The sequence below is a fragment of the Dyadobacter sp. 32 genome (genome assembly GCF_902506755.1).
Taxonomy (GTDB): domain Bacteria; phylum Bacteroidota; class Bacteroidia; order Cytophagales; family Spirosomataceae; genus Dyadobacter.
The window spans coordinates 2,201,571-2,227,575 of the sequence record NZ_LR735258.1; the positions used below are offsets into that span (position 1 = coordinate 2,201,571).

The 26,005-nt window shown below is 43.5% G+C and carries 12 protein-coding genes; 6 read left to right on the plus strand and 6 right to left on the minus strand.

Annotated features, from left to right (window positions below; genetic code table 11):
• Positions 1 to 4: 4 nt before the first annotated feature.
• From DYADSP32_RS08810 to DYADSP32_RS08825, 4 genes are all read left to right on the plus strand, one after another.
• Positions 5 to 2,239, plus strand: coding sequence for a hypothetical protein (locus tag DYADSP32_RS08810; RefSeq protein WP_149243069.1), 2,235 nt, complete (start codon positions 5 to 7; stop codon positions 2,237 to 2,239).
• Positions 2,220 to 5,426, plus strand: coding sequence for a toll/interleukin-1 receptor domain-containing protein (locus DYADSP32_RS08815; RefSeq protein WP_149243068.1), 3,207 nt, complete (start codon positions 2,220 to 2,222; stop codon positions 5,424 to 5,426). Before DYADSP32_RS08810 ends, DYADSP32_RS08815 begins: the two co-directional genes overlap by 20 nt.
• A 266-nt stretch (positions 5,427 to 5,692) precedes the next feature.
• Complete coding sequence (locus tag DYADSP32_RS08820) at positions 5,693 to 7,504, plus strand: hypothetical protein (protein WP_149243067.1); 1,812 nt, start codon at positions 5,693 to 5,695, stop codon at positions 7,502 to 7,504.
• Positions 7,501 to 10,704, plus strand: coding sequence for a leucine-rich repeat domain-containing protein (locus tag DYADSP32_RS08825; protein ID WP_149243066.1), 3,204 nt, complete (start codon positions 7,501 to 7,503; stop codon positions 10,702 to 10,704). Before DYADSP32_RS08820 ends, DYADSP32_RS08825 begins: the two co-directional genes overlap by 4 nt.
• Positions 10,705 to 10,813: 109 nt before the next feature.
• Here DYADSP32_RS08825 and DYADSP32_RS08830 read toward each other — a convergent pair whose 3' ends face one another.
• The 3 genes from DYADSP32_RS08830 to DYADSP32_RS08840 all read right to left on the minus strand — a co-directional run bounded on the left by DYADSP32_RS08830 (position 10,814) and on the right by DYADSP32_RS08840 (position 16,451).
• Positions 10,814 to 12,409 (minus strand): S8/S53 family peptidase, encoded by a 1,596-nt coding sequence (locus tag DYADSP32_RS08830; protein WP_149243065.1) that lies wholly within the window; start codon positions 12,407 to 12,409, stop codon positions 10,814 to 10,816.
• A 37-nt stretch (positions 12,410 to 12,446) separates the two neighbouring features.
• Positions 12,447 to 12,812 carry a hypothetical protein gene (locus DYADSP32_RS08835; protein WP_149243064.1) on the minus strand — a complete coding sequence of 122 codons (366 nt, stop codon included), beginning with the start codon at positions 12,810 to 12,812 and terminating at the stop codon, positions 12,447 to 12,449.
• Positions 12,813 to 12,902: 90 nt separating this feature from the next.
• Positions 12,903 to 16,451: a caspase family protein gene (locus DYADSP32_RS08840; protein WP_149243063.1), complete on the minus strand. Its 3,549-nt coding sequence runs from the start codon at positions 16,449 to 16,451 to the stop codon at positions 12,903 to 12,905.
• A 250-nt stretch (positions 16,452 to 16,701) separates the two neighbouring features.
• Here DYADSP32_RS08840 and DYADSP32_RS08845 point away from each other — a divergent pair, with 250 nt between their 5' ends.
• Positions 16,702 to 18,633 carry a caspase family protein gene (locus DYADSP32_RS08845; RefSeq protein ID WP_149243062.1) on the plus strand — a complete coding sequence of 644 codons (1,932 nt, stop codon included), beginning with the start codon at positions 16,702 to 16,704 and terminating at the stop codon, positions 18,631 to 18,633.
• On the opposite strand, the gene DYADSP32_RS08850 is transcribed toward DYADSP32_RS08845, so the two are convergent.
• The 3 genes from DYADSP32_RS08850 to DYADSP32_RS08860 form a co-directional block, all read right to left on the minus strand.
• Positions 18,605 to 21,127 carry a caspase family protein gene (locus tag DYADSP32_RS08850; protein ID WP_149243061.1) on the minus strand — a complete coding sequence of 841 codons (2,523 nt, stop codon included), beginning with the start codon at positions 21,125 to 21,127 and terminating at the stop codon, positions 18,605 to 18,607. The genes DYADSP32_RS08845 and DYADSP32_RS08850 overlap by 29 nt on opposite strands.
• 12 nt (positions 21,128 to 21,139) lie before the next feature.
• Positions 21,140 to 22,573 carry a hypothetical protein gene (locus tag DYADSP32_RS08855; protein WP_149243060.1) on the minus strand — a complete coding sequence of 478 codons (1,434 nt, stop codon included), beginning with the start codon at positions 22,571 to 22,573 and terminating at the stop codon, positions 21,140 to 21,142.
• A gap of 863 nt (positions 22,574 to 23,436) precedes the next feature.
• Positions 23,437 to 24,180 (minus strand): antirestriction protein ArdA, encoded by a 744-nt coding sequence (locus DYADSP32_RS08860; protein WP_414617635.1) that lies wholly within the window; start codon positions 24,178 to 24,180, stop codon positions 23,437 to 23,439.
• A 230-nt stretch (positions 24,181 to 24,410) separates the two neighbouring features.
• Between DYADSP32_RS08860 and istA the strand changes: the two genes are divergently transcribed.
• On the plus strand, positions 24,411 to 25,976 hold the full coding sequence (istA, locus tag DYADSP32_RS08865) for an IS21 family transposase (protein ID WP_414617636.1): 1,566 nt from the start codon (positions 24,411 to 24,413) through the stop codon (positions 25,974 to 25,976).
• Positions 25,977 to 26,005: the final 29 nt, after the last annotated feature.

Sequence of the window (26,005 nt, forward strand, 5' to 3'; positions counted from 1 at the left end):
TGTCATGAGTACATTGCCATCTAATTTTCCAACAAACCTTGACCAAATCTCTATCACCAACCTTCAAAGGGTTCAGTGGTTTTACCGCCAGTTTGTGGAAGACCAATATGATCGATATTGTTTTGGACACTTTTTGTTAGCAGCATATGCGTCAATTCCTGCGCAGTTAACACCCGATTTATTGTATCAAATCTGGCAGAATTTTAACAGCTATAATTGGTTAGGAAATTCCAAAAATATTCATCGAATTGCTGTTGCAGACGTACTACTTTCTCCATTGTGTAGAGAAGTTGGCTATGAATTATATGAAATGCATGAAGATGTCAAATTGGGGTTTTTGCAATGGCTACACAAAACGGAGGACACCAATTCTGTTTGGGAAACCAGAAAAATATCTACTGTTAGTGTTGTAGCTTCCTTCGTTGCTCAATACCACGAAAAGCCTAATTCGGCATCCGAGCGATGGGGAGACGCCCATAATGCTACGCAAAAAGACGATGCTATTTCTTATCTGAACCCGGAATCGACTGTAAAGATTCTATTTGATAAAGCAAAACACCTAAGCCATGAAAAAGAGGGGGATGCAAACAATCGCGATATAAAGCTAATACACACGCTCAACACCATCCAAAAAATTCGAACCCGTTTCAATAGGCTAAATATAAAAACATTCGAAAACATCGGAAATGATTACTTGGAAAAATTGACAGGATTGAGGGCACTGATTCAAAACGATACAGACGAGCTAAACAATAGCACCTACAACTCTTTTTTTAGCAATTATCCGACAGCAAACTCTATTGCTATTCCTAGTAGGACTAAAAATGAACTGGTTATAAAACCTCACCGAAAAGTAAAAGTGTTTATTGTAGCCGCAGGGAATTCAAAAGCGGATATAAGTAGTGCAGAGTTGTTTTCTGACACTATAAAGAAATATGTTTCCAGCAAAGATCTTGAATTGGAGATACTTTTGCGCCAACAAACGACGGCAGACAATATTTTAAAAAAATGGAAAGAATTCGCCGAATCAGTAGAACCGCTTGACGATGTAGTTTTCTACATTGCTGCAAACGGCCAGACCAACGGAAATAGCTGCAAGATAATTTGTCACCCAAATTCCACAATGACACCCAATGCTACTTCATTAAAGGATAAGGATATTGGCGACATTGCTAACGGGCTAACTTGTGCATCAGTAACTATGATTCTACAAGTAGATCATGCAGCAACAACTCACTGGTTAGACACCAACAAGCCCAAAAATATAGTTTTTGCATCGAGCAAATTCGAACAAAAGCCAAGACATTTCAATGTTAATGAAGGAGGAAATATCTATTGCGTATTTACCCATTCATTGGTCGAGGTAATTCACTCGACAAAGCTTTTGATCTCGAATAGGCAGCTATTCATTGAGGCATTGGCACTCACGGAAAGCAAAGAAGATTTGATTAGAGAACCATCAAATGAAAGTTTATGGGAATTCAAATCTCCCCAATTGCTAGGAAATCCTATCTCCTACAATCAATTTTTCGGTAGAGGAAAAAATCAAAGAGCTGAGCTTCAAAACTTATTAAGATATACAGGCTATTTAGATGAGTTATCTTCCGGTTTGTGGGATACTTCAACCGCAAATGCATTTAGCCAATATTGCAAAAAAAGTACAGTTCCCGCAAACTCATCAAAAGCCGTCTTTATTGAAGAGATGAAAAAAAAATCCGAGCATTCAGATCAAGAAGCTCCCTTATACCTACTTATATTTTCCGACCCATACAGGCAGCTTAACCTGCTTGCTCAGGAAAAAGAAGAGATCTTGAAACGGCTACACGAGTTGAAAAGCCGATTGATAGTTTTAGATACTCCATCCAAAGCAGAATTGACAGACGAATTGACAAAAAATGAAAACCGAAATCGAATCGCTTTGGTATACTATTCTGGAATGGATAACAAAGGCAATTTCGTCCTTAAAGACGGAAGTTTTAGTGCTTCTGACTTTGGGAAAAATCTTGATTATCAAGAAAATATACAGCTGTTTGTTTCTAACACCTGTCGTTCAGGTCATTTTGCCGAATTCATGACGCAACTGGGAGTTCGTATTGGGGTTGGGGCAAAAAATCTCATAGATGATAATTTTGCATATCAATGGGGTTCGTCTCTATTTGAACACCTCCTGAGTGATGGAGACATTAAAAAGTACGTGGAAAACTTTAAAATGACAAGTGATGGGGCTAAATCTCGATAATGATAAAGAAGAACCATTGGTAAACTCCTTCGAAGCTTTCCAAGCTTCTTGGTTTAATAGGCCTTCGATATTTCGGTTTAAGCCAGCAAAAGTAACTGGAGAAATTTATGCCATTTTGATTGGGATAGACCGGTATGGTTATGGCATGTTAGGTAAAGAATTTAACGGTTGTCTCAATGATGTGCACGCTTGGCAAGATCTGTTAAGTCCATCTTACCCTATCGCATCTATATCGAGTTTGTTAGATACAAAAGCAACCAAGGTTGCCATAGTTGAGGTACTGAAAAATACTATGAGTCACCTCAGACCACAGGATACACTACTATTCGCTTTCTCAGGGCATGCTCATAACAGAGATTATCCTCATGCATTAGCTACATATGATAGCATTGCCGCTCAGAGAGAAACATATCTTTCCGAAACCGAATTTAGAGATATCATCGCCTCCTTTGAATCCATAAATCCGTTTGTTGTAATGATATTAGATACACATGCAGGAAGCTCGGGCTGGATTGACGTTGGAAATAACAAACATGTATTGCTAGCCGCATCGGCCAGTTACCAATTATCAAAAGAAGTAAGTGGCCAGGGGCTGTTTACCACGGCCTTACAAACTACTTTAGAGAGTAACGAAGAACAAGTGAGTTATCGAAAACTAATGCGTGATGCGTGTGTTTACACTAAAAAACTTTCACTCGAGCAATTACCCCAGCTTTTCGGTCACACCACATCCATCAATCAGGCATTTTTGGGAGGTAGTATGGATCAAACTACTTACATCAACGAACTATTGCACCAAACATCCTATCAAAACATTGAAACAGTTTTGAAAGATTTTAATATAGATGATCAAGAAACTGAAATTATTAGAACACTCGGAAATTATTCCATATTGAATGGAAAAGAAAAGTTGAAAGTAGTCAGGATTTCGTCCGAAATGGATGTACAGAAAATTCCTATTTTTCGTCAAACATACCTTAAAAAACTCCCTTACCAAATAGAAATTGAAGATATAGTTCTGTTACACACTTCCGATAACAGTGGATTGAAAGATGGAACGGGTACTGAACCTATCGAAGATAATTTATCAATTCTGAAAGACGCACAATTAATAATTTTTATTTTAAATCCGGCTTTGCTATATGACTTTCATCAGCACTCTTCAATTATGGGAGTTATTAATTATATGAGTCATATTGAAAACAAAATAGTGTGTTCCATTTTGTGGGAAGAGTGTGATTGGCTGGCAATCGATTTAAAAAATTACCCAGTTTTTTCTATTAAAAGCCCATTAATGTACAGCTCCTCAGGTTATGAAGTCGAAATAGAAATTAAAACTTATTTTTCCAATTGGAAGCCGGTACGTGAGAAATGGGCCGGTGATTTACTTAAAGAAAAATTTTATTCAGATGATCTAAAATATTATAATCCTCCGAGAGAAATCGAAAAGAAAGGTCGCAAACTAGAATATGATATTAACCTTACTTTAAATGAATCATGGTCATTTTTTAACAAACAGCTTCAAAATTCAGAAATTTTAGTCGGGCGATATCAGAATCAAGCACCCGCTGACGTGGCTGCTCATATATATTCACGAGGGAGAATGAAGGAGATTGAAAAAACATGGTGGCCTATTGAATATTATGCGGTGGACATCCTTATATTTCAGGGAAAAGAAAAGAGCATTAAGAAGGTATTTATCTCATATTCTAAAGTTGATTCTCAATATTTTTCGCAGGCTCAAAAATTCCTTAAAAATTTAGAAAGAGAGAATTTAATTGAAATTTGGCATGATGGACTTCTAAAACCTGGTGATTCCTGGGATGATGCAATTCGTCGCAAGTTGGCGGAGGCCGATATTGTGATTTTTTTGGTAAGTCAAACCTCAATAAGTTCAGCTTACGTTGAGGCAGAAATAAAGTTGGCTTTAAAAAACTCAGTTGACCGAAATACAAAAATTATCCCTGTATTACTAAAAAATTGTGATTGGGGAGATAGTGAACTCGCAAACTTCCAGTTTTTACCTGTGAATGAATTTGGACGGCTTACTCCATTGAATAGCATGGTCAATCCGGAAGATACTTGGGAACAGCTCACAAATGTAATTCGAGACTTTCTGGATTCCCAGGAGCCAGATTATTTCCAGAGGAGAATCAATAAGTTATATAATGAACTAAAAATTGTCGTCCACGACGACCTCCAAAAACTCCGCTGGGGTGGAAAAGCAAATGTTAATGGATATTCCTTAAAGGCAAAGGTAGAGAAGGCTTCCATTTCTAATGCGCACTACAAGATTAACATCAGCATTCATTCAAATCATCAAGGTGAATATAGGCAGGTTGCTATTTTTCTTCATAACACGTTTTCTAATGAAATTAATTTTTTAAAGTTTGATAGTAGCACAGTAAATCTTGAAATAACCGCCTATGAAGCCTTCACGATTGGTGCGTTTATTGAAGATGGCACAGAGTTGGAGTTAGACTTAATGGAGCAATCGGGGCTACCTAAAAAGTTTTATTATAAACACAATTTTGATGCTTTGTGGTTAGACTCAAGCAATTCATACACGGGTTTTATCAATACATTATCCAAAGACGGAATAACGTTTTATCAGCATGATTCATGGCAGGAAGCAAAAAATACATTATTAGTAAAGGAATTTGACTTTGTGGTATCCTCGCTTTCGGTATACGATTCGGAAAGTATCCTTGCTTCTGTTAGAAACGCTCTCAATAAACTTAATAATTCCGTTCCAATAGTATTACACTCCGATCGCAATTATCTAAATACGAAGCAACTCGACCCGTTGTTAAGAAAGGCTTCATTAAAGATTCTTCTAATTGGAAATTCCTACAGGTTCGTGAATCCAATTATAGATATGATACCAAAAAATTTGTTGAATATCACTAGGTTACCCTCGTTTGATAAGGTTGCTGACTTTCTTAAAAAAAATAGTATTGATCTAATTGTATCTGCAATTCCTGAAAATCAACATCAACAAGAGAAAATAGAAGAATTAAATATTTTCAATAAAATCCGGGGTGATACTCCATTAGTTTTTTATTCAGGAAAAAGGAATTTAGATTCCTCACTTCTTCTATTGTTAGTGAACAATGGGCTCGTTATTCTTAACGTAAAAATAGCAAGCGCAATTAAATTAGTCTCCAAGATTGTTAAAGAATTGTAGAATATAGCTATCCCTATTAAAAAAACTTTCATAAAGAGAATAAAGGCATTGCTGATTTGATAAAAAAAAAGATCATGAAAACTGTAAATTCAAATGGGATCAAATGTGCATTACGGCAATTGCCGCTCAGCTGCGTCACCAACAATAAGGTACCTCAGGGGCAACTTGAAGTGTGGATTGATAAGTGATGTCTTACTGCCACATTTCCCCCACAACTCCCGGATCTTTAACTATTGAAAATCATACCCTTTCCCTCTTTTCATATTATGCCAACACTTTTACTGCACTTTGCCAATGGTGAGGGTAATAAATTCCTAAAAACGCTTCAAGATGAATATGATGGAATAAATGACGCGCTTTTAGGGAGAGCTGCTAACAAGGATTTTGTGATTGTGGCAGATCAAATATCAACCCGTAGAAAAATGATAAATGCGATTTCGTCCTACGAAAAAGACATCATCTTATTTCTATTCAGTGGACACGCCGGCCCTGAACAACTTAGCCTGACCGACGGAGAAGGGGATAGTGATGGTATCGCTGGGTTATTGGGCAAATGTAAAAATCTAGGTCTGGTGATTTTAAATGGCTGCTCGACGGTCGCCCAAGTTAAAGCATTACTAGATCATGGTATCCCTGTTGTCATTGCAACCAGCGCACCAGTTGGGGACGAAACAGCCGCTCAGTTTTCTATTTCGTTTTTCAAAGAACTGTCGAATGGAAAATCAATCCGTGCCTCATTTGAGGAATCGATAGACATTGCCAAACCATATCGCGATAAAAAGGCGTATGGTAAAATTCAAGTAAATGAAATACTATCCCGTGGGCTGGTAACTGGACAGCAAAAGGCAGATACGATCCTCTGGGGAATATACTACAATAAAGAAAATGAGGCTTTTCTCGACACCTGGCGACTACCTGTGATTGTGTCGGCCAGCGCGCATGAGGATATAAATAAAGACATCACTAAGGCCCTGCGGGGTATTGCCCAAAAATACACAATCACAACAGGAGTCAATTCGGTATTGGAAAAACTCCCCTTTCTAATCAATGAACCAATCCGAAACCTGTTTGCCACACGGGCCGAAACTCAGGAAGATAATGAGTTTTATGATACGCCCAGTTGGAAGCGTTTCCAGATGATTCTCTACGGGTATCGGTCAATCATCAACCTGACCACCTATGTGTTACTTGCCGAACTTTGGGATAAAAGCTTGCAGGAAGGCAAACAAACCAATTTGTCGGACGAATGCCGACAGCTTATACAATCCACATTATTTACAAGCCGAACCAGCGACCAACACCACTCCAACCTCGCGCTGCTCCTGCAATTGGCCCAGCTCCTGAAAGACAAACAGCCACCCTGCTTTCTTACAGAAATAAGTGCCTTGCTTAATGACTTATTAAGCAAGGAGCCTCTAAAAAATGCAATGGAGTATCTGGAATCAAAAATTGCTAACCAGGATAACATCAAAACCACTTTATCGACTGAAGCTGCCATGGTACGGCTATGTCTTGACACCGAGAAAAATTTCTCCTTTATCCTGTATTCCTTTGGATTTATGGTCAACTACAGTCTCACCTCGGTAAAGGACATTGAGCTTTTGAAGTATCGCTACCGAAAATCTCCGTCGTTTTGGCATCAAATTATCCCGTTACAAATACAAATCGGGTATATTGTGGCACAAAAAGTAAACAATCGACAGGCTAGTGATGCTCCGCTGGACACCACTTCCATTATCTTTCATCGGCACGGGAATGGCGTACCCGAGACCTACCTCAATCTATCGCCTTTTTTGTTGGACAAAAACGCACTAATCAAATCCCCCAAGGCCGATCTTCACTACTTATTGTCCTATTCTGCCGAACACCAGGTATTTCACTATCGCCGCGCCACTTCCTACATACAGGTATGGCCCATCCGTCCTAAAAAAAAGGAAGTGAACGAGAACGATACTTTCTTTGAATTAGTGGAGGACGAACATGAAGAAGGCTCTCCTCTGAATTTTTACCCCCTTCTGGAAGATCAGTTGGCCGCTTTTTCTGAACAAGTACTCCATCAAACACATGGTGCGCTATGAGAAGTCCCTTCAAGTTTCTTGACCCATTTACGCTCGCCGATAAGAACGTATTCTTTGGGCGAAAAAAAGAAACTCTACAACTTTACAGGCAGGTCCTCCGTACTCGTCTACTGCTCTTGTATGGCCTATCTGGCACCGGCAAATCCAGCTTGATTCAATGTGGCCTAGCCGGTGAGTTCAATGGTCCCGAGTGGCTTCCGCTCTGGATTAGAAAGGAGTCCGACATCAATGATTCGCTCCAATCGGCCATTCGACGGCTGCTTCCTGTCGCAAAGGACAGCATTCCGGAGCAGGTTCGGCAACTATACCAGAAATATCTACGCCCCATATATTTGATCTTCGATCAGTTTGAGGAAATATTTATTCTGGGTACTCCATCCGAAAGAACCCAGTTTATCTCAACCTTGAAAAACCTCCTGGCCGATGATTCACCTTGTACCATCATACTGGTGATACGAGAAGAATATCTGGGGAGGCTGTACCAGTTCGAGAAAGCGATACCGGGCCTGTTCGATTTTCGGATGCGGGTAGAACGCATGGATACGGCCAATGTAAAATCCGTGTTGCGAGACTCTTTTCGGGAATTCAACATTGCGATGGAACAACCTGAAGAAATTCTTCTGGACGAGATTATCAATAATATCAGCCTCGAACGATCCGGGATCGAGCTCCCCTACCTGCAGGTGTACCTCGATCAGCTCTACCGACAGGACCTTGGCCGTACCTACCCAAACGACAGTTCTCAGAAAGGTAATCCCTGGCCAACTCTGGAATTTACAAGACAGGAAATCCAGGATTTTGGCACTATCGACAAAGTGCTCTTCCGGTTTCTGAACCAACAAAAACAGCGCATCCAGCACGTACTGGTAGAAAGTGATTTCGCTATTGCTCCCGAAACCGTAAAGCTGGTGTTGGATGGGTTCGTAACAGATGAAGGGACCAAGCGCCCCATACGGTATGCACGCCACGAAGGCACGATCAAGATAGACCCGGCGCAGCAGGTCTTATTTCCGGCCTTACCAGAACTTACTCTTACTCTCTGTCTTGATGAACTGGAGCGGGCCAAAATCCTCCGCGTGGGAGATGATTTTATCGAAATCGCGCATGACACGCTTGCTCAGATTATTGATAATGAGCGCTCGGACGAACAAAGGGAAAGAAATAACATGAGGAGCCAAATTCGGCTGGCGCTGGCTATGTTTTCAAAAACGGGTGACTACCTCACCCCAAAGCAACTGGTCAGGTTCGAAGATATAGTACCCCAGCTGGATGAGAAAGAAAGGAAGTTTTTTCAGGATAGTAAAAAGGTTAGGGATAATGAAGCGAATGAAAATCTGAAAAAAGAAAAGGAACAAGCCAGCAGAATAAGAAACTGGCTCATTGTCGCAGTTGTAGGATTCATTGTTGCTGCAATTGGAGGCGTATACGCTTATTGGCAGCAACAGAACGCTGAAAAAGAAAAAAATACAAAGCAAGCTATTATTGATGCCTTATACTTCTATAAAGGTCGTTTTGCCATAGCACAAAAAGAAATTAATGGTAGCACCAAATTTGGATTTATTAACAAGAATGGACTTCCTGAAATTGATTATATATATGATGAGGTCACCCAGTTTAGTGAAACTGATGGATTTGCGAGGGTTAAACGGGAAAAGAAAAATTATCTTCTAGATACTCTTAAAAATGAGTATCTACTAGCAACTACTCTAAATGAAATCACTGACCAAACTACAGCGTTGGATCTCAGTTCGCAGCAATTAGACTCTATTCCAGAAACCATCTTTAGATATCCAAAGATAAAAGTCCTTCTACTTTATAACAATTCGATAAAGCATATTTCAGAGCGAATTGCTGAGTTAACCAGCCTGACCACACTGAATTTGTACATTAATAAACTTACCAGCCTCCCCCCCCAGATCGAAAAGCTGACCGCTCTGAGAGAGGTGGTTCTGAGCTTCAATGAATTTGACAGCCTGGGCCCTCAGATTGGGGAGCTAAATAGTCTAATCACACTGAATTTGAGTCATAATCGACTCACAAGTCTCCCCCCCCAGATCGGAAAACTAAGCAGCTTAGAAACCCTATATTTGGAATCAAATGAACTTGTAAGCCTCAGCTCCAAGATAGGAGAGCTAAATAGTCTGATTACGCTGAATTTGAGTTCAAACAAACTTACAAAGCTACCCTCTGAAATTGGAAAGTTAAATAGTTTAAAAACGCTAGTTTTGGGATATAATAAACTCACAAAACTACCATTCCAGATCGGAAAGTTAATTAGCTTAATTAGCCTAGATTTAAGTGGAAATCAACTTATCAGTCTACCAACTCAGATCTGGAATCTGACAAGTTTAACAGATCTGAATTTAGCGAACTCTCAACTTGCAGGTCTGCCTGCACAGATCAGAGAGTTGACTAATTTAACTAGACTAAATTTGGGCGACAATCAACTCACGAATCTCCCTAACCAGATCGGATCGTTAACTAATCTGTCAATGCTAAATTTAGATCAAAATAAATTCAAAATATTTCCTCCAATAATCGAAAATCTGACTCATCTTACTTACCTGAGTTTCAACGGGAATAAACTCACGAAATGCCCCCCCCAAATCGAAAAGTTGACCAATCTGACAAAGCTTATCTTGACCGAGAATAAACTCAAAACTCTGCCCCCTGAGATTGGAAATTTAACCCATCTTACTCACCTGAGTTTGACCGGGAATGAACTCACGAATATACCCCGTGAGATCGGAAATTTAACCCATCTTGCTCACCTGAGTTTGAGCGTAAATAAACTCACTAACCTGCCCCCCGAAATCGGAAATTTAACCGGTTTAACTTACCTGAGTTTGAGCGGAAATGAACTCAAAATCCTGCCTTCCCAGTTCGAAAAATTAACTAGTCTAACAAAGCTGAATTTGGCCGGGAATAAGCTCAAAATCCTGCCCCCTCAGATCAAAGAGCTTGCTAGTCTGTCAACGCTGAATTTGAGTATGAATCAACTCACTAGAGTCCCCCCTCAGATAGGAGAGCTGACCAGTCTGACAAAGTTGAATTTGAGCTTCAATAAACTCAAAGTCCTCCCCCCCCAGATTGAAAAGCTAACCACTCTGAATACGCTGGATTTAGGCGATAATCTAATTCCTGAAGCAACACAATCCGAAATAAAAAAGCTTTTACCTTGGGTTGAAATCCAATTTTGAACGTAATAAATACATTTTAAGACTCCCCCCATGTTCGGCTTCATCAGCTACAATACTTTCCTCCTTGCCGGAATTCAACTCAACCTCACGCCCGACTTGAATACGTTACCTACCGTCCCAAAAACATCTTCAAACTCTCCGAAGCCTCTTCCATCCCAAGAATTACATTTATAAATTCACGCAATTCCACCTCATTCAAGTCAACAATGGTTTTTTCTTCATTATTCAGGATTTCCTGGAGTCGCGGAGATATCTGGATCAGTTGCAAAATTTCAATCTGATACATCTCCTCTTCCGGGTCAAGGTCTCGTTCAATCAAATCCCTGGTGCCAAACACGACCCTCCAGAAAGGCAAAAAAACCTTATCCTTATCCTCTTCCTTCAACGTCGACGACAATAAAGACGGAGATAGTTTAAGCATTCCTACCGCCTTAATACAGCCCCTTCCAAAGAAAAACCGCTTCTTTTCATCATCCAATTCCTGGCCTTCGATGCTGTGTATGTTTGTAAGATCAGCCGACTGGAATAGTGCTTGCCGAATCGTTTCAACGCGCTTCCACCCGTCCAGTGCCATGAGTTCATGATAATATTTTTTCCAGTAAATAGCAGCCGCGGCAGCGATTTGCGGTGTTGCCGACGAAGTTCCTGCTCCTTGTAAGGATACTCTATCCGTAGTGCCAAACTGTGCCCATGGCATATTGGGAGAATATGCCGAAAGAGCGGTGTTCATCAAGGCCAAAGGACCGAAATTCCCCTGCATTTCTGTGAGTTCTGTTCCCCAGACCTTGCTGTATGGACGTTGGTCAAATGTCCCCCCACAGGCTGCAACAACCCTGTTGAATCTTGCAGGGTAAATCAAAGTCCTGGGGGTTGCCCTTCCAAAATTATTTCCGGCAGCGGTAACTACAAAAATTCCTTTTTCATACGCTTTGTTGATCACTTCTGCCCAAGCCTTGGAAGCGACTCCACCCATGCTCATGGTTACCACATGAACCCTCGTATCCTGATTCTCGTGTAGAGAGATCACATAATTCATCGCATCCACAAAAGCATCCGTTTTGATGAGTACAACGGAATTTGAAATCCTGCATGGAACGACCTCTACAAACGGTGCCGCGCCAATAGCAACGATTTCGCCGGTTGGGATCTTTCCACTACCTCCCGCCAGAATACAACTTGTGCCTGTTCCATGGCCCGGATTAGAGATCAATCCCTGGCTGCTATTGGGATCTGTCGCATCATTGGGGCGATCTTCCTCTACAAAATTTCGCTGTAAATCTATCCTGATATTGGGCGTAACAGAATGGTTCGGGTCGTATCCTGTATCCAGATGTGCAACACGAATCACCACATCCGGATTTACTTCCGTCACACGCTCACAAGCGGCCGTGAGTCCGGAAAAACCTTCCCCCAAATGCCAGATAGCTGGTGGTTCGGGGCCTGCCCAATCCGGATCGAATATAGGTTCGGGAAATTCAATCCCTCCACGTTCATTTGACACAATGTAGGCCGCATGACTATCAGGTAATCCAATATCTTCCGTATAGTCCATTAATGGCTCCGCAAAACCGATTTCAGCCCTGGATTTAACCAATGCATGCGCAGCGTCCCAAGGGTTTTCTTGTATCAGATCTCTTGATTCGATCTCTACGATTGAAGATAATGAGCCTCTTTCTGTAATGGAGGGTTCTGTGTAAAATTTCATATTTCCAGCATTAGTGATTTACAAATAATTCAACTCTTTAGCATTGTAATCTCCAGCCAATGCTACCACGGTTATTGTTATAGTAATTGTCAGAATCATTGGCAAAAAATGACAAATAACCATCTTGATCGGCAATTATTTGACAATCTTCACCAATTGCAAACGCTGTACTGATATCATCATTATAGCAACCACATAGGCAAAAACATTTTACATTTTTCATCCGTAGCCCTATCACTGAGGCCAATGGATTCCAATAGCCTTTGGGAGAAGTTTTTATAAACCAGTCGCACCATTGCTGATTGCCATCTGCACTTAATTGATACGTAATAGACTTTTGGCCTGGGAATTTAATGGACGAAAATTTCTCTTCAGTATCAACAATGATAGTTACGGGTTGCATATATGTTGTCAAAAGGTTGTAAAATATAAAGTTTTTTCCAACAGAAAGTCTGATATTTAAAGTATCGGTACAAAATCCAATCAGTGATTGTTATGAATCCTCGGATTGTAAAAGCGCTATCAATTCTTTTTGCGCCAGTTTCTTTCGAAAATAGGCCAGATGATTGCTCGCCACGATGCGCGTTTTGGTGGAATCATAGCCTGTGATAGAACCGGCGCTTGTATGTGTCACAGCGATGTCATTGAGTTGACCATCAAATAATCCTTTCTTAAACCAGGGAACCACCACATTTTTTGCCAGTACCCTTTTTAAGTTTTGAAGAAAATTATCGTTCTCGTTAAAGTCCCTTTCTATCAAGTCAAGGTCGCCGATGATCACGTTGTACCGAACTCCATCAGCTTGCCGGGAAGTACCCAGTTTATTAATAAAGTCGGAACCTGGAGCAGTATCTTTCAAGGCACGTCCTGGATCAGATTTCAGGGCTTTGAGTAAGAAGGTCAATCCCGTTATAGCCAGTTTGATTGGCCCCGTGACATTGAGGGCATGGGTTAGCAGGCTAAAAATTGTGGTACCCAGCTTGGCCAGTTCCGATCCCGCGCTAGCACCTGCTACGAGAATCAGATGTTTTACGTAGGCATGCCCACCAGACTGTTCGACCATCCAGCGCGAAACCAGGCATCCCTGCGAATGGGCAATGATGGTGAGTTTTGGGAATTCTGGACCGCCAAAACCAATGTCCGCTAACTTCTCGTGCAAAGTATTACCGGAATCATCAATGGGAGTTGAAAGGTTTTCGTAGTCGTAAGTGAGAACATAGTCGGCCAGATCGGGTAATCCATCCAAATCCTTCATCGATTCCACCATTGGCCCGGTATCCCCGGTGAGGCCGTGGGTAAGCAGGAGTACTTTGGCGGCCGGTTTGTTTTTCAGTTCTTTCGTAATCTTTTTTGGCTCAGTTGAGCGTTCTTCCCAAGTCCCATCGTTTTTGATTTCGTGAAGGACGAGCGTATTGAATCCTGCTTTCTTCCGGAATAATCTTTTGAAAAACATCTTTACCGACACGCCCACACTTTTGGCCCCCAGCTCATCCGCCTGCACCAGACCCTGAGTTTCGGGCGGGAGAAAATCAATGTGAACGATACCGTTTTCGTCAGACGATCCAATTGGGTACAGCATATTGGCCTCCTCGTCAAAGCCGCAGGGAATTATAACTTCTTCGTTGTCAACAAGATCTTTGGAGCCGGCTGCCAATTTCGAGGGATGAATGAGCAGTGATTTCCCCTCCGGCAGTACGAGCGGTTGTCCATCTACTGACCGGAGTTCAATGACCTGCACGCTGTTATCAGAACCGGTAGCCAGACTAGCCGAAAAACCGGCTTCAGTAATGTTGTTCCCCCAAAAAGTATCGGACAGCGTCATATTATTGAGTTGTGCATCGGCTAGTTCGTCGACACCCCGTGGCTTTGCGTACCGCTGTTTTCGTAATATGTCATCATTTGTGGCAGCAAAGGCGTGGGCCGTAAATCCTTCCGGGGCCTCGATGGAAAACAAAGAGAAGTTGGTGGTAGTCCCCGGGGCCAGTGTCTTTTCCTTGTTTGGTCCTACGATCCTGAATTTAAAGTCAAAAACCGTCCAGTCGGTTTCATTTTCGAGGCTATCACTCGTTACCAGTCCTTTATCCAGAGCTCTCGTGGGTTCCGGGTCTAGTTCCAGGCTTTCCTGTTGGTAACGGGACAAGTCCAGGGGACTCGATGATACGAAAATTTTGAGATGATCCGTGATTTCGTTGATGTTGTAAAGGCGGTACTTCGGGTCTATTTGTAGCTTAATCGTCTTTGTAAATCGGTTGTCTGCGGCATACCCAAGATTCAGCGGGCTACCATTTTTAACCAGTTCCCCCGAGTCCGCCTGAATCATGCCGCTCTCTATGCCGTAGATACTATCGAGATATAGCGCTCCCACAAAACAGGATTGTAGTGTAGAATTCGGGGCGATGGAAATACTGAGCCGGAAACCTGGCTGCTGATTATTCATGTAGGGAAACACCACCTCTTCGTCGGGCGACAGGTTCCACTTTTCACCGATAACCAATTCTCGATTGATTTTGGTAATCGCCTGCCCCCCGATGCGTTCGATGGCAAACACGAAATCACCTTTCTGGAAAGCGGTAATCAGATTCTTTATTTCCACCGTGTTGAGCCATTTTCCAACCTTATCAACCTGCTGAATGAATACGTCAGCATCACCTTCTCTTTTGAACAAGGGCACTGAGCTATTGGAACGCGTAAGGATAAACTTATTGTCTTTGGTAGGTTGAATAAGGTAGGCCAATTCCGAATTTTGTTCCGAAATAAGCTCGATAAAAGGAAATATAGCTTGGGTATAGGCTTCCTTGATCCGTAACGTCATGGATTCGTCAGCCAGCAGGGCTTGCGACAGACCTACCTTAATGGCAGCGTTGGCCAGCCGCACGATCACTGCTTTATAATCAGTTCGGGTCTGGTCGAATTCATCCATTGCAGTTTTATCCAGAATGGAGATATCCCCGAACACGTCCGTTACTGCGACCTCCTTATCCGTGGTCGAATCACCAGAAATCACCCTTATCGAAGTTTTGGCTGCGCCCGACGATGGGGTAATCCCGTGCATTGCACCGCCGCTCAGTACCCACTGTTCGGAGTCGGCTTGATAACGCAGGTCAAAACTCGGCTTAAAAGGCAAAACCCCTTCACCAAGAAATTGCAGGTTCATATCCGTATCTTCCCTCGCATAAGCCACCGGATTTTGCTGCTGATTGTAGTTACGGACCGTAACGGCCACACTTTGAATCAGGTCGCGGTAGCTTTTGGATGTACCGCCAGATCTGAGCAGGTCTACAAGCCTGGTGGTAAACAGTCCGCCATCACTCACCTCCCGGGCTTTTTCCGAATCGCGTGCTGCGGCCAGGTGTACGTAGCGGGCAATCTGGATCCGGGCATTTCCATCCTTTATTTCGTAAAAATCGCCCTGTCCAAAGCCTATGTATTTCTCAAACGGAACTTTGGTTTTGGACGAAGGCTCAAACCGGTATCGAGCCGTATCGACGCCTTCGGCGATTTCGCGCGTATTACTGCCCGAATGGCAGCTATCCATGATCACCAGCGCATGTACCTCCTTGCCTTTCAGGGAATCCCAAAGCAGAAAGGCCAGTTCCTTGTCTATCAAATCCCTCGCCTCAGGTACTTTGGGGTTCCGGCTATCCACGCACACAATGGTTTCGTTTTTCCGATCAGGTTTGGCATGCCAGAACACCTCCGGGGCGTCGGTCTGGGAACCGTGACCACTATAGTAAAACACGCAGATGTCGCCATCCTGCGCTTTTTTGAGGTGGGCAAATGCTTTTTTCGAAACGTTGTCGAAACTCGGGGGGGCAAATACCACCGCCTTACTTTTCCCTTCGTTGTAGCGTGTGATGCTCTGCTCATCTACTTCGTTGGGCGCTAGCAGGTACAAGGGGTCATATAGCAACGTTTCACTTTGCTGATCGCACTGCTCTCGCAGGAGCTGATCAATGGCTAGAACATCCTTGACGCAACCCGTCAGAGGTCTTTCAGAATAAGTGTTGATCCCGATGAGGGTGGCGTGCAGGGTTCTGGGCATAAAGAAGGATTAGGTTAAGAGGAATGAGTAAAACAGAACCCTAATGTATTTTTTTTACCCGACATTGTTATATAATTATTCCAGAACTTATCCATCGGTAATTTTCGACAAATCGTTTCATAATGAGGAGTTTGAATCATCAAAAAAGAAAAGCCGCTGGCTAAGTATTCGAAGCAAAGTATATATTCAATCCTTATCTTGTGTGTTTGAAAGTCATTTTGCAAATAATCAATAATCTCTCCCCGTTTCCATGAACACCATCCACGCTTTACTGATCGGAATTGAAAAGTACCCTCACGTACCAAAGTTAAACTCCTGCGTGGTGGATGCTGGAAAAATGGAAACATACCTGCGGCTACATAAACCCGACAATTACGAGTTAAGTATCAAAAAACTAGTGGAAGAAGACGCCACCAAGGAGGGAATTTGCGATGCCCTATTCAGTCATTGGGGAGAAGCACAGACGGGCGATGTAGCGTTGCTTTACTTTTCAGGTCACGGCTGCCAGGAGGTACCTGACGCCGAGTGGGAACGTTTAGACAATGGCAGAAACCTAGAGTCTCTGGTATGTTATGATTTTGATTTTGCGGGTAACGGCGTGCTGGCCGACAAGGAACTCCGATTTCTCATGCAAATCTTATCGCAGGACAATGCGGTGGAAATGATCACGATCTTCGACTGCTGCCATTCGGGTGATCTCACGCGCGGTGATCTGCAACCTAAAAAACTGGATAGATTATCGCCCCTACGGAAATGGGAGCAGTTTATTTTCAATGCTGACCTACCATATGCTGAAGTACAAAGGGCCACCACGCTGGATGAGATACTACCCCTGGCCGACCACATTTCCATGGCGGCATGTCAGGAAGCAGAACTGGCCTATGAATCGGACGGGGGCGGGGTGTTTACTTCAGTTTTAATGGAGGTACTGCGTCAGTCCGAGAGCCGTATCAGTTACCTGAATTTGCAAAGTCGGATCGAGTCGTTTGTGCGCAATAAATTCACCCAAACTCCCCAAATTCAGGCCCAAAGCAAGAATAAGGAAATTCTGAACACCCCATTTCTGAAAGGTACCTCCGGCGGGGGACGGTCGCGGTACAACGTTACCTTCTCCACCGAGACGGGCAATTGGCAACTAGACATTGGCCAAATCCACGGCTTGCAGTCGGATAAGGCACTCTCCATTCCGATTTTTTCGGTGCCTGATCAGGTCATTTCTACAGGCAAAATCGGGCAGGTACTTTTGAATACGACCAGTGTCGAACCCTCTGATGCCAACCATCTGGATCGCTCCGTAGCCTATTTTACTGAAATCAACGGCTTGTCCCAAACCACCACGAGCATCTATCTGCAAGGAAATGTTTTGGGTGTCAGTGTGCTGAAAGAGTACCTAAAACAACAGGCCGGGGAGCTTCAAAATTTCAACATAGCCCTGACGGACGATGTGGCGCTAGCCGATTATAGCGTGGTAGCCTACTGGAAAAAAACGACTGGCCTGTCCAGCAAGGGCTATTGTGTCTGGGCTCCTTTGCAAGTGAATGAGCAAGAATTGGAGGAACTGGACGAAAGCAGGGCATTTTCTGATCCAGTGAAAGAATTTACAGAAGAGTCGTCGGCGGATGTCCTGGAAGACCTTAAAAAGATGGCGCACTGGAATTATGTGCGTGGAATCAGAAATCCGGCAACTTCGGGATTGGGCGATCTGATGGGCCTGCAACTGGAAAAATTAACGGGGGAAATATATGGCACCCAGGAAATCAATTTGATGCAGTTTCGGGAGGGCGAAAAAATCAAATTCAAAATAACGAATACGTCACCTACTCAACAATTATTTGTGTACTGTTTCCTGATGTCACAGGAATTTGTGGTCGAATCTTTGATTGATGATAATGCCTACGTGCTAAATCCGGGCGAAGCCGTACATGCGCCTCGTACCTATTTTATCACCACTGCCCCGAATCGTACGCCCCTACCATACGAAACCGTGTGGATCAAACTCATGTACGCTAATGAGCGCATCAACCTCCGTAGCTTTCAGCAAGCCGGGCTGAAAGCCACCCGAGGTACGAAAGGCCTCGACCGGGGGGATATGCGAGAACCCGACCCGGTAGAACCTACCTGGGGTACCCAGACCTTTGAGCTGCGAGTGACCATTACTCCACCAGTTTCTTTGCCTGAGTAATCCAGCTTGTAAGGGTATCGCCAGTAGTCTTGATTTGGCTCACAAGGGTATCAAACCGATTAACATCAGCTCCGATCTGAATCAGGCTTCCCAAATCGTGGATGCCCGCTTTTTTTAGTTTTTGTTGTTCCAGAAATTTCAATCCTGTAATATCAGAAAGTTTTGGACTTTGGAGTAGAGCCGGGAACTGTGAAATAGTACTCGTTATGCCGTTGAAATCTTCGACACTCAGCTGGAAGTACTCCCGTTGTTCGTCATTCATTTTGTTGGTGGCGGACATAGCAGTCATATACGCTCGGACGGTCTGAACAGGTAATGCAAGGGTTTGAGCTACTTCCTTATCGAAACCCTTCTTGACAGCCTCCTTCGAATTTTTTCGGTACTCGGCGATGGTCAACTGATAGATACTATTGATTAAAGAGGCATCCAGATCAGGGTTCTCGCTCAAATCTTTTGTAGATTCGCAGAAAATAGTCTCCGGTTGAAACGCCGCCAACGCCTCCCAGCTACTGAATACCGAATCCGTTTTTAGTTTTGGGGCAATTTGAATCAACAAACTCCCGGCCGGAAGGATACTAGGATCAAGGGAAGCCCTGCGAATAACTTCTCGCAAGCCAAAGCTGAAAAGAGGCGGCTGTGTAAACTGGAAGGTTTCGTTTTTGAAGTCTTCCATAAAGTCCGTGGTCATCAGCTTGATGGCTTTCACATCCGGTGAATTTGCGCCTAATAAATTACTCAGATTAGGGACAACAATCCGAAAGTAGTCCTCCTTGCGCTCAACTAATTCAGGATGTTCCTTATCGAAAAACTCGTTGTAAAAATCAGCTTTCTCGGCCCGGCCTTTCAGCAGAATGTAGGCGGCCAAGAGCCCGCGCATGGGCTCTTGAAACTTACCATTGAACAGATCATCCAACAACCCCACCGGCACGCTACCATGGGCATTTTGCAGAAAGCGCGTGGCAGCGTCTATCTTATTTTCAATTGAATCCTGAGTATTATAGGCCTGAAACCCGTCCCATCCGGCCAAATAGATACGGGCGCTGTCAAAAATCGGTGCTTTTGAGAACAACATGAAAAGCTGGGTTTGCCGGTTGTCAAAAAGATACAGCGGCATTTGGCGTTTCGGCTCACCAGAGTAAACAAGGTAATATAGTCCAGCCGGGGCTTTTATGGAGTAGTTGAGGTAGCCGTCTTTGAGGTAGAGTGTTTTATCGTTGTTTTCATGATACAAATCCTCCTCCGCAAAGCGGGTAATCACTACGGCTTGCTCATCGCGCAGTTCCAGATAAGCGTTCATGCTTATGCTAGGGTCCACCGCCTCTCGGTTTTCGTAGCGGATGAAAATAAGCAGCCCGGCATTCGCATTATCCCCACAAATTTTGGTCGGATTTTGCGAAGCGTTTTGGGCCGGATAGCATTGATACTCATGGTCGTTTGGGGCTACCATAATGCTAGTTAATCCAATACTGTGTTCAAAGTTTGCCAGCAAATCCACTTCTTCGGTAATGCAGGAGTCAGTGAATTCACTGACAACGAAATACTTGCCACCAAACAACGGTAACTTAAAAGAAGACTGTTTTGGAACTGCTTTTTCCTCATTAAATATATCGTAGACCGTCACGCTTTGAAAATTAGGATCCCCTTGGGGTACCGTAACTTTTAGTACGAAGACATCGTCGGAGTAAGTATACTTGACTGGTTCCCTGGTCGCTTTGAGAAAAGCCTGATCAAAATCAGCCGGAAGGAATTCATTTAGGCACCGGGGTTTCTGCCTTTGTTTGGAGCGGCGGGGTACTTCTCGCGCCAGGTAGTTGAGCAGCGATTTGTAGGTAACTTGTCCGTTGGCTACGGCCGCTCCACCCGAAAGACCGTCCAGCAGTGCCGTTGTGAAAAATCCCCTTACCTGATCACCATTATTGCTTTTGGCTTCAAAAGAAGGACTCAGGTATTCTGCCGCATAGAAAACCATGGATTTTACCTTAGGGGCATTCTGAGCGGGAGCAAGTACCGTAAGAAAAGGGGGGCGCCCAATCACATTGGTATCTCTAACCCGGCAACAGTCCAAAAAAACAATGATTTCTTTAAATAGACCCGATTTTTTGAGCGTTTCTAGATAACTATTGGTACTCAGGTTATCCCCTTTCAAGGCCCTGGACCAGTAAGGCAGGCACAGCCCGACGTCTGTGGTATCCAGCCCCAAGCCGTGGCCGCTAAAATAAAAATACAGGCGGTTGGGGGCATTGCCCATTTCTTGGGCAGCCCGGGCTGTATCCATAAGGTCGTTGAGCTTGTGATCAATGTCGTATTGGGTAGGCCTTGGAGGCGCCGGATCAATGGACGAAAGCAGCTTTACACAGTTATTCTCTTCCACCTCGCCAACGGTGGTGATCCAGCCCCAAAACGCTTCCGCATCCTTCCTGGCTCCTTTCAGATTGCTGAAACCGGGGTAGTCGTCGATGCCCACAATGAAGGCATAATTATTAGAATTTGCCAAGAGAAACCAGTGTTAAGCGTTTTGGGTAGTAATGTGTTTTAAGCTCGCCAGTGTGAGCGGATCGTTGTCAAAATCACCGTGGGTGGTGGAGCTACACCGAAAGCCATCCAAGGCTGCGTCCAGTGTAATGGGGCTGATGAGATTTTCATCGTTGAAAAACGCGCTGACCTTTTCAAACATCACCGGGTCAGCGTATGTATTGCTTTTGGTCAAAAACCGCTGCATACCTAGAATCGGCATATCAGTTTCTTGCTCAAACAGCCCCGAAACGAGGTAGAGTAGCGAATGTGTATATACGCGATTAAGCAACTGGTTCATTCGCTCACCCTCATCAGTCATAGTGTACATGAGTATATGCTCATATCGGGTTGGTTTTGTCAAAATCTCGTCATAAAACAAGTCAGTACGACAGGCCGGTGCCAGAAGGAAGATATACCGCACGGGGATTTCCTTGTCTTGGATGAAGGCATTTTTTAGCAGATTGCATACCGCAATGGAGCCCGCGCTGTGTCCACACAAATCCAGCTTAAAATCAGGGTGTTTTTGTTTGTATTCAAATAACTTCCCCCAAAAATACGTTCCTACGTGCTGCTGCTGTCCCGATAGTCCATTGTTGGATTTCCACATGCCGTCCTCTGCAATGGCCTTCATGCCGCTCCACATCCACTTGCCAAAATCCGCCAGGTACAGTTCCCGAAGTACCTCCTCCACGATGGTCGGGTACAGGCTATGGTCCGTTTTTCTGATGTAGCGGCGAATCACATTGACAACGATAGCTGCCAGCGCTTTCAAAACCGCCAGTGTGATGGGACCTCGCTCACCCCTCTGAGTACTGTCAATGGCGTACTGCTGGTCGAAGAGTTCGGTTTCGGGCGCTTCGGTTTCCAGCAGAATAGCCACCTCCGATTTGGTATTTATCTCCTCTTCCAGTTCCTGAAAAACCTCATCTTCTATTATATACAGTTCCGATTCCTTAATCTGATTCGACCTGCCCCGTGCTACTGGTTCGTAGTCTTCCAGGGGCCGCGTCTTAGTTAACTCTTCCCTTACCTCGGGGTACCCCATATCCGCCATGCCTCTGGCTCCGTCCACGTTCAGCCCCAATTTAGTGCCTACCTTCCTGGACACTATTTCCAAAATCTTTTTAAACAAAGCGGTACTGCTGATTTTGTCCAGATTGCGGATGACGGTCTCGCCAAAGCCCGTTTCCCACACGAAGGAAACCACGTGGACATCAGTTCCCTCAAAGGTAGCGATCATGCGTTGCGCCGTCTCCTCGCCATCCGTTTCCTTGACCAGGCCACCATGAAAATGAATTAGCACTTTCCGTTTGTTGTTTTTTCCCAGATACTCAAACAGGGCATCAATATCTGACTGAGGGGTAGAGCTACCCTCGAAGGTACCATGCTTGCCGACGTTTACGTAGTGAAGTTTTGAAAGGGTCATAGGATTTTGGGGTTTGATAGAGATAAAGTAAACTTATTTAAAAGATCGGCAACTATTTACCCGTCGCAATAATTATTTTAAGAAACTTAGTTTCCGGTACTATATAAAATTATATGGCAATGTTCTTCTAGCACTCCCGGGTCGAGTTATCTCAAGTTGCGAGCGGGCTCTCAGGTAAGCAGTGACCAATGTTAGCAAAGTATAATAGTGAATTGGCAAATGGGCAATTATAAAATCTCATGTTATCTCAAGGTATACTCTAACAAACACGGAATTCGAATGCCAGAACCTGCGATGAAGATTGATGCGACTTTTTTTGTACTTTTTTAGACTCTCACGAGCACCTCAATTTACTTGAATGGCATTGCAATAACACACGTTATGTAATGAAAACAAGCATACGAAGCTTCAAGTCCTTTTCGCTAGAGTTCAGACATCGCCCAGCTGATCAATGAAGGCAACTAGGCTTGAATATGTTCCGCTTTGGACAAAATAAAAATATTAATCAGAGCCCTTGCTGGCCGGCAGGATTATTGACTAATTGTACCTTTTCAATTAGCTAATACTAGCAAAACATATGGCCATATCAACAATTTTACTCAGCAATTTAGGAGAGAACAGTGCAATCAAATCTTAAATCCAACTGATGCTAAGTCGGATATTAATGGAAGCAATAAAATGATGAGCACAGCGAGGGATTGAAACGAGCACGTGAATAATTTGCTAGCCAAGCAGTTCAAGTCTTAAACAAGTCTCCATCCATGATTCACGACTAATGCTGTATTTGATCACATTGACAAAGATTCAAAACATTATTTTACAGCTAGTTATCCTTCGATTATAGGTTAACTCGCCATGAAAACTCAATAATCAGCAAACACATGCCCATCCACCTCAGTATACCCTTCCAAAAACAAATCTCGAGCAAAAGCCTCATAATCAAAATACCATTCAAGTGTCGCAGGTGCATCATCAAACATTCCAATTTCATCAACGTACTGATAAGCATACTCTATTTTCGCATCCTTCATCGATCCGCCAAAGTATCCTCGATAGCTTTCCTGAAAACTTTCAATCTGCTCGTCTAACGACTTTGGGTTGCCAGGCCAGCTACTGATCTGTTCGCAGTAAAGCTTAAAAGCTTCGGCTGTAGCATCGTCCATTTCGTCTACGGCTCGGAGGTAATCAAATGCCTTATCATCCAGACTACATTCCGAAATCAAAAAGCCCGGAATGTTTTCCCAGTCTTGAAACATAAGCTCTGGGCCAAACTCATTCCGATGAAATTCATAGCAATCCTGATAAAACTCCTTAGCATCAGTGTAGTCTGTCAGATCAAACCATTTCCCGAGGAGTGAACCGCTATTGTACATTCCGTAATTGCCAACATAAATTCTTGGAGCATTTTCTAATGATTTCAAGATTGAAAGTCTTGAAGTTTCACGGCCCGGCGGGGCCACCCCAGCTTTGTGCTCAGGGCAATCGCCTGCTTCACTCCAAGAAAAAGTGACGGGGCATGGTCCCTTGGGTGCAAAGTCAGAGGGGCGTCCACTGCGTTTTAAAGAGTGGCGGTAGCCTGGATATTCCGGTGCAAAGTACGCCACCATTCCAATCGAAAGTATACCACTGATTCCGCTCCAAAGTACCCCACTATTGAAGTAAGAAATTATCAGCTATTCCGGATCGAAACGCTGGGTATTGATAATGGTTGAAGTTTGTAAAGACTGACATTCCGACACAAACTACACCACTTATTCCGGAGCAAAGTATACCACTAAGCAGAGTTTACCTGTCCATTGACCTAAGTTTGGTTTAGGATTACCTAAACCCCTTTGGAATGGCCAATAAGCTTCTTAGTATGCATAAAATCAGACAGATACTTCTTTTTCTTGAACGAGGCGCTTCTCAACGTACCATTGAAAAAGAGGTCAAAATTTCAAGGAAAACCATTGCCGCTTATCTGTTCAAATTCCAACAGACGGGGTATGATTTTAAGGGACTACTTGCATTTAGTGATCAGGATCTGGACCGGATTCTTGGGCTTATTAAATCTGATATCCCTCAGGATACGGATCCCCGAAAGCTTCATTTTGATTCCTTGTTGGAGTATTTTACTCACGAACTTAGAAGAACTGGTGTCACCCGTTTACTGCTTTGGGAGGAGTATATCAGGGAATATCCTTCGGGATTTCAGTATTCCAGATTCTGTGAGCTGTTAAAAGACCATGTGAAAATTGGCAATGCTGCTATGCATTTTGAGCACTATCCAGCCAAAATGTTGCAGGTGGATTTTGCGGGTGATCAGCTTTTTTATGTCGAGGTTTCAACCGGCGAATTGATTGGATGCCCTGTCTTTGTTGCTGTGCTGCCTTTCAGCGGATATGGCTATGTGGAAGCTCTGCCAAACGCAAAGCTCGTCCACGTGGTAAAGGCGCTCAATAATGCACTTGATTATTTGGGTGGAGTTCCATTGGCTGTCAAGTCGGACAATATGAAGCAGTGGGTATCGCGTAGCTGCCGCTATGAACCGGTCTTTACAGATATGCTCGAACAATGGGCAGACCATAATCATATCGCTTTGTATGCTTCTCGTCCCTACAAACCGAAGGATAAAGCCCCTGTTGAAAACTTTGTTAAAATCACATACAGGCGTATTTATGCACTTTTACGAAACGAAACTTTCCAGAGTTTGGCGCTGCTGAACAAAGCCGTTAAAGAAAAACTTGAATTACACCACCAGATAAATTTTCAAAAGAAGACCTTCAGCAGACTGGAATTATTTAGTGATCAAGAAGCCCAATACCTTCAACCTTTACCGGAATCGCCGTATCAAATCCGGCACTACACAAAAGCCAAAGTCCAGAAGAATTACCATGTGGTCATTGGCGAAGACTGGCACTTTTATAGCGTCCCGTTCCGCTACATTGGTAAAGAGGTGCGCATTGCTTACTGCGAGGATACTGTTGAGATATATTTTGATAATCAGCGGGTTGCTTTGCACAAGCGAAGCTACAAAAGTCATGGACATACCACCATTGCTGAACACATGCCTGATTCCCACAAGGCGATATCCCGACAACAGGGCTGGGATCCGGAGTACTATCTGCGAAAAGCTACTGAAAACGGACCGTGTACATATGAGCTGTTTAAAAAAGTAATGGATAGCAAACTCATCATTGACCAGTCCTATTCTTCTTGTCTGGGCCTTCTAAGGCTGATAAAAGCCTACGGCGCCCTCCGGATGGAGAATGCCTGTAAGAGGGCATTAACGGGCTGTAAGTTCAGTTACACTGCTGTGAAAAATATCCTGGATAACAATATGGACATGATCGAGGAAACCAATATTACTGAATACCGTATACCTGAACATGCCAATTTAAGAGGGCCTTCGGCCTATGAATAATAATTAGCTATCACTTTTAACTCCAATAA

Excerpts from the sequence above, each read along its gene's own strand:
- DYADSP32_RS08815 (WP_149243068.1), top strand. The coding sequence starts at position 2,220 with ATGGGGCTAAATCTCGATAATGATAAAGAAGAACCATTGGTAAACTCC.
- DYADSP32_RS08860 (WP_414617635.1), bottom strand. The coding sequence starts at position 24,180 with ATGGTGGCGTACTTTGCACCGGAATATCCAGGCTACCGCCACTCTTTA.
- DYADSP32_RS08810 (WP_149243069.1), top strand. The coding sequence starts at position 5 with ATGAGTACATTGCCATCTAATTTTCCAACAAACCTTGACCAAATCTCT.
- istA (WP_414617636.1), top strand. The coding sequence starts at position 24,411 with ATGGCCAATAAGCTTCTTAGTATGCATAAAATCAGACAGATACTTCTT.
- DYADSP32_RS08845 (WP_149243062.1), top strand. The coding sequence starts at position 16,702 with ATGAACACCATCCACGCTTTACTGATCGGAATTGAAAAGTACCCTCAC.
- DYADSP32_RS08855 (WP_149243060.1), bottom strand. The coding sequence starts at position 22,573 with ATGACCCTTTCAAAACTTCACTACGTAAACGTCGGCAAGCATGGTACC.
- DYADSP32_RS08820 (WP_149243067.1), top strand. The coding sequence starts at position 5,693 with ATGCCAACACTTTTACTGCACTTTGCCAATGGTGAGGGTAATAAATTC.
- DYADSP32_RS08830 (WP_149243065.1), bottom strand. The coding sequence starts at position 12,409 with ATGAAATTTTACACAGAACCCTCCATTACAGAAAGAGGCTCATTATCT.
- DYADSP32_RS08840 (WP_149243063.1), bottom strand. The coding sequence starts at position 16,451 with ATGCCCAGAACCCTGCACGCCACCCTCATCGGGATCAACACTTATTCT.
- DYADSP32_RS08835 (WP_149243064.1), bottom strand. The coding sequence starts at position 12,812 with ATGCAACCCGTAACTATCATTGTTGATACTGAAGAGAAATTTTCGTCC.
- DYADSP32_RS08825 (WP_149243066.1), top strand. The coding sequence starts at position 7,501 with ATGAGAAGTCCCTTCAAGTTTCTTGACCCATTTACGCTCGCCGATAAG.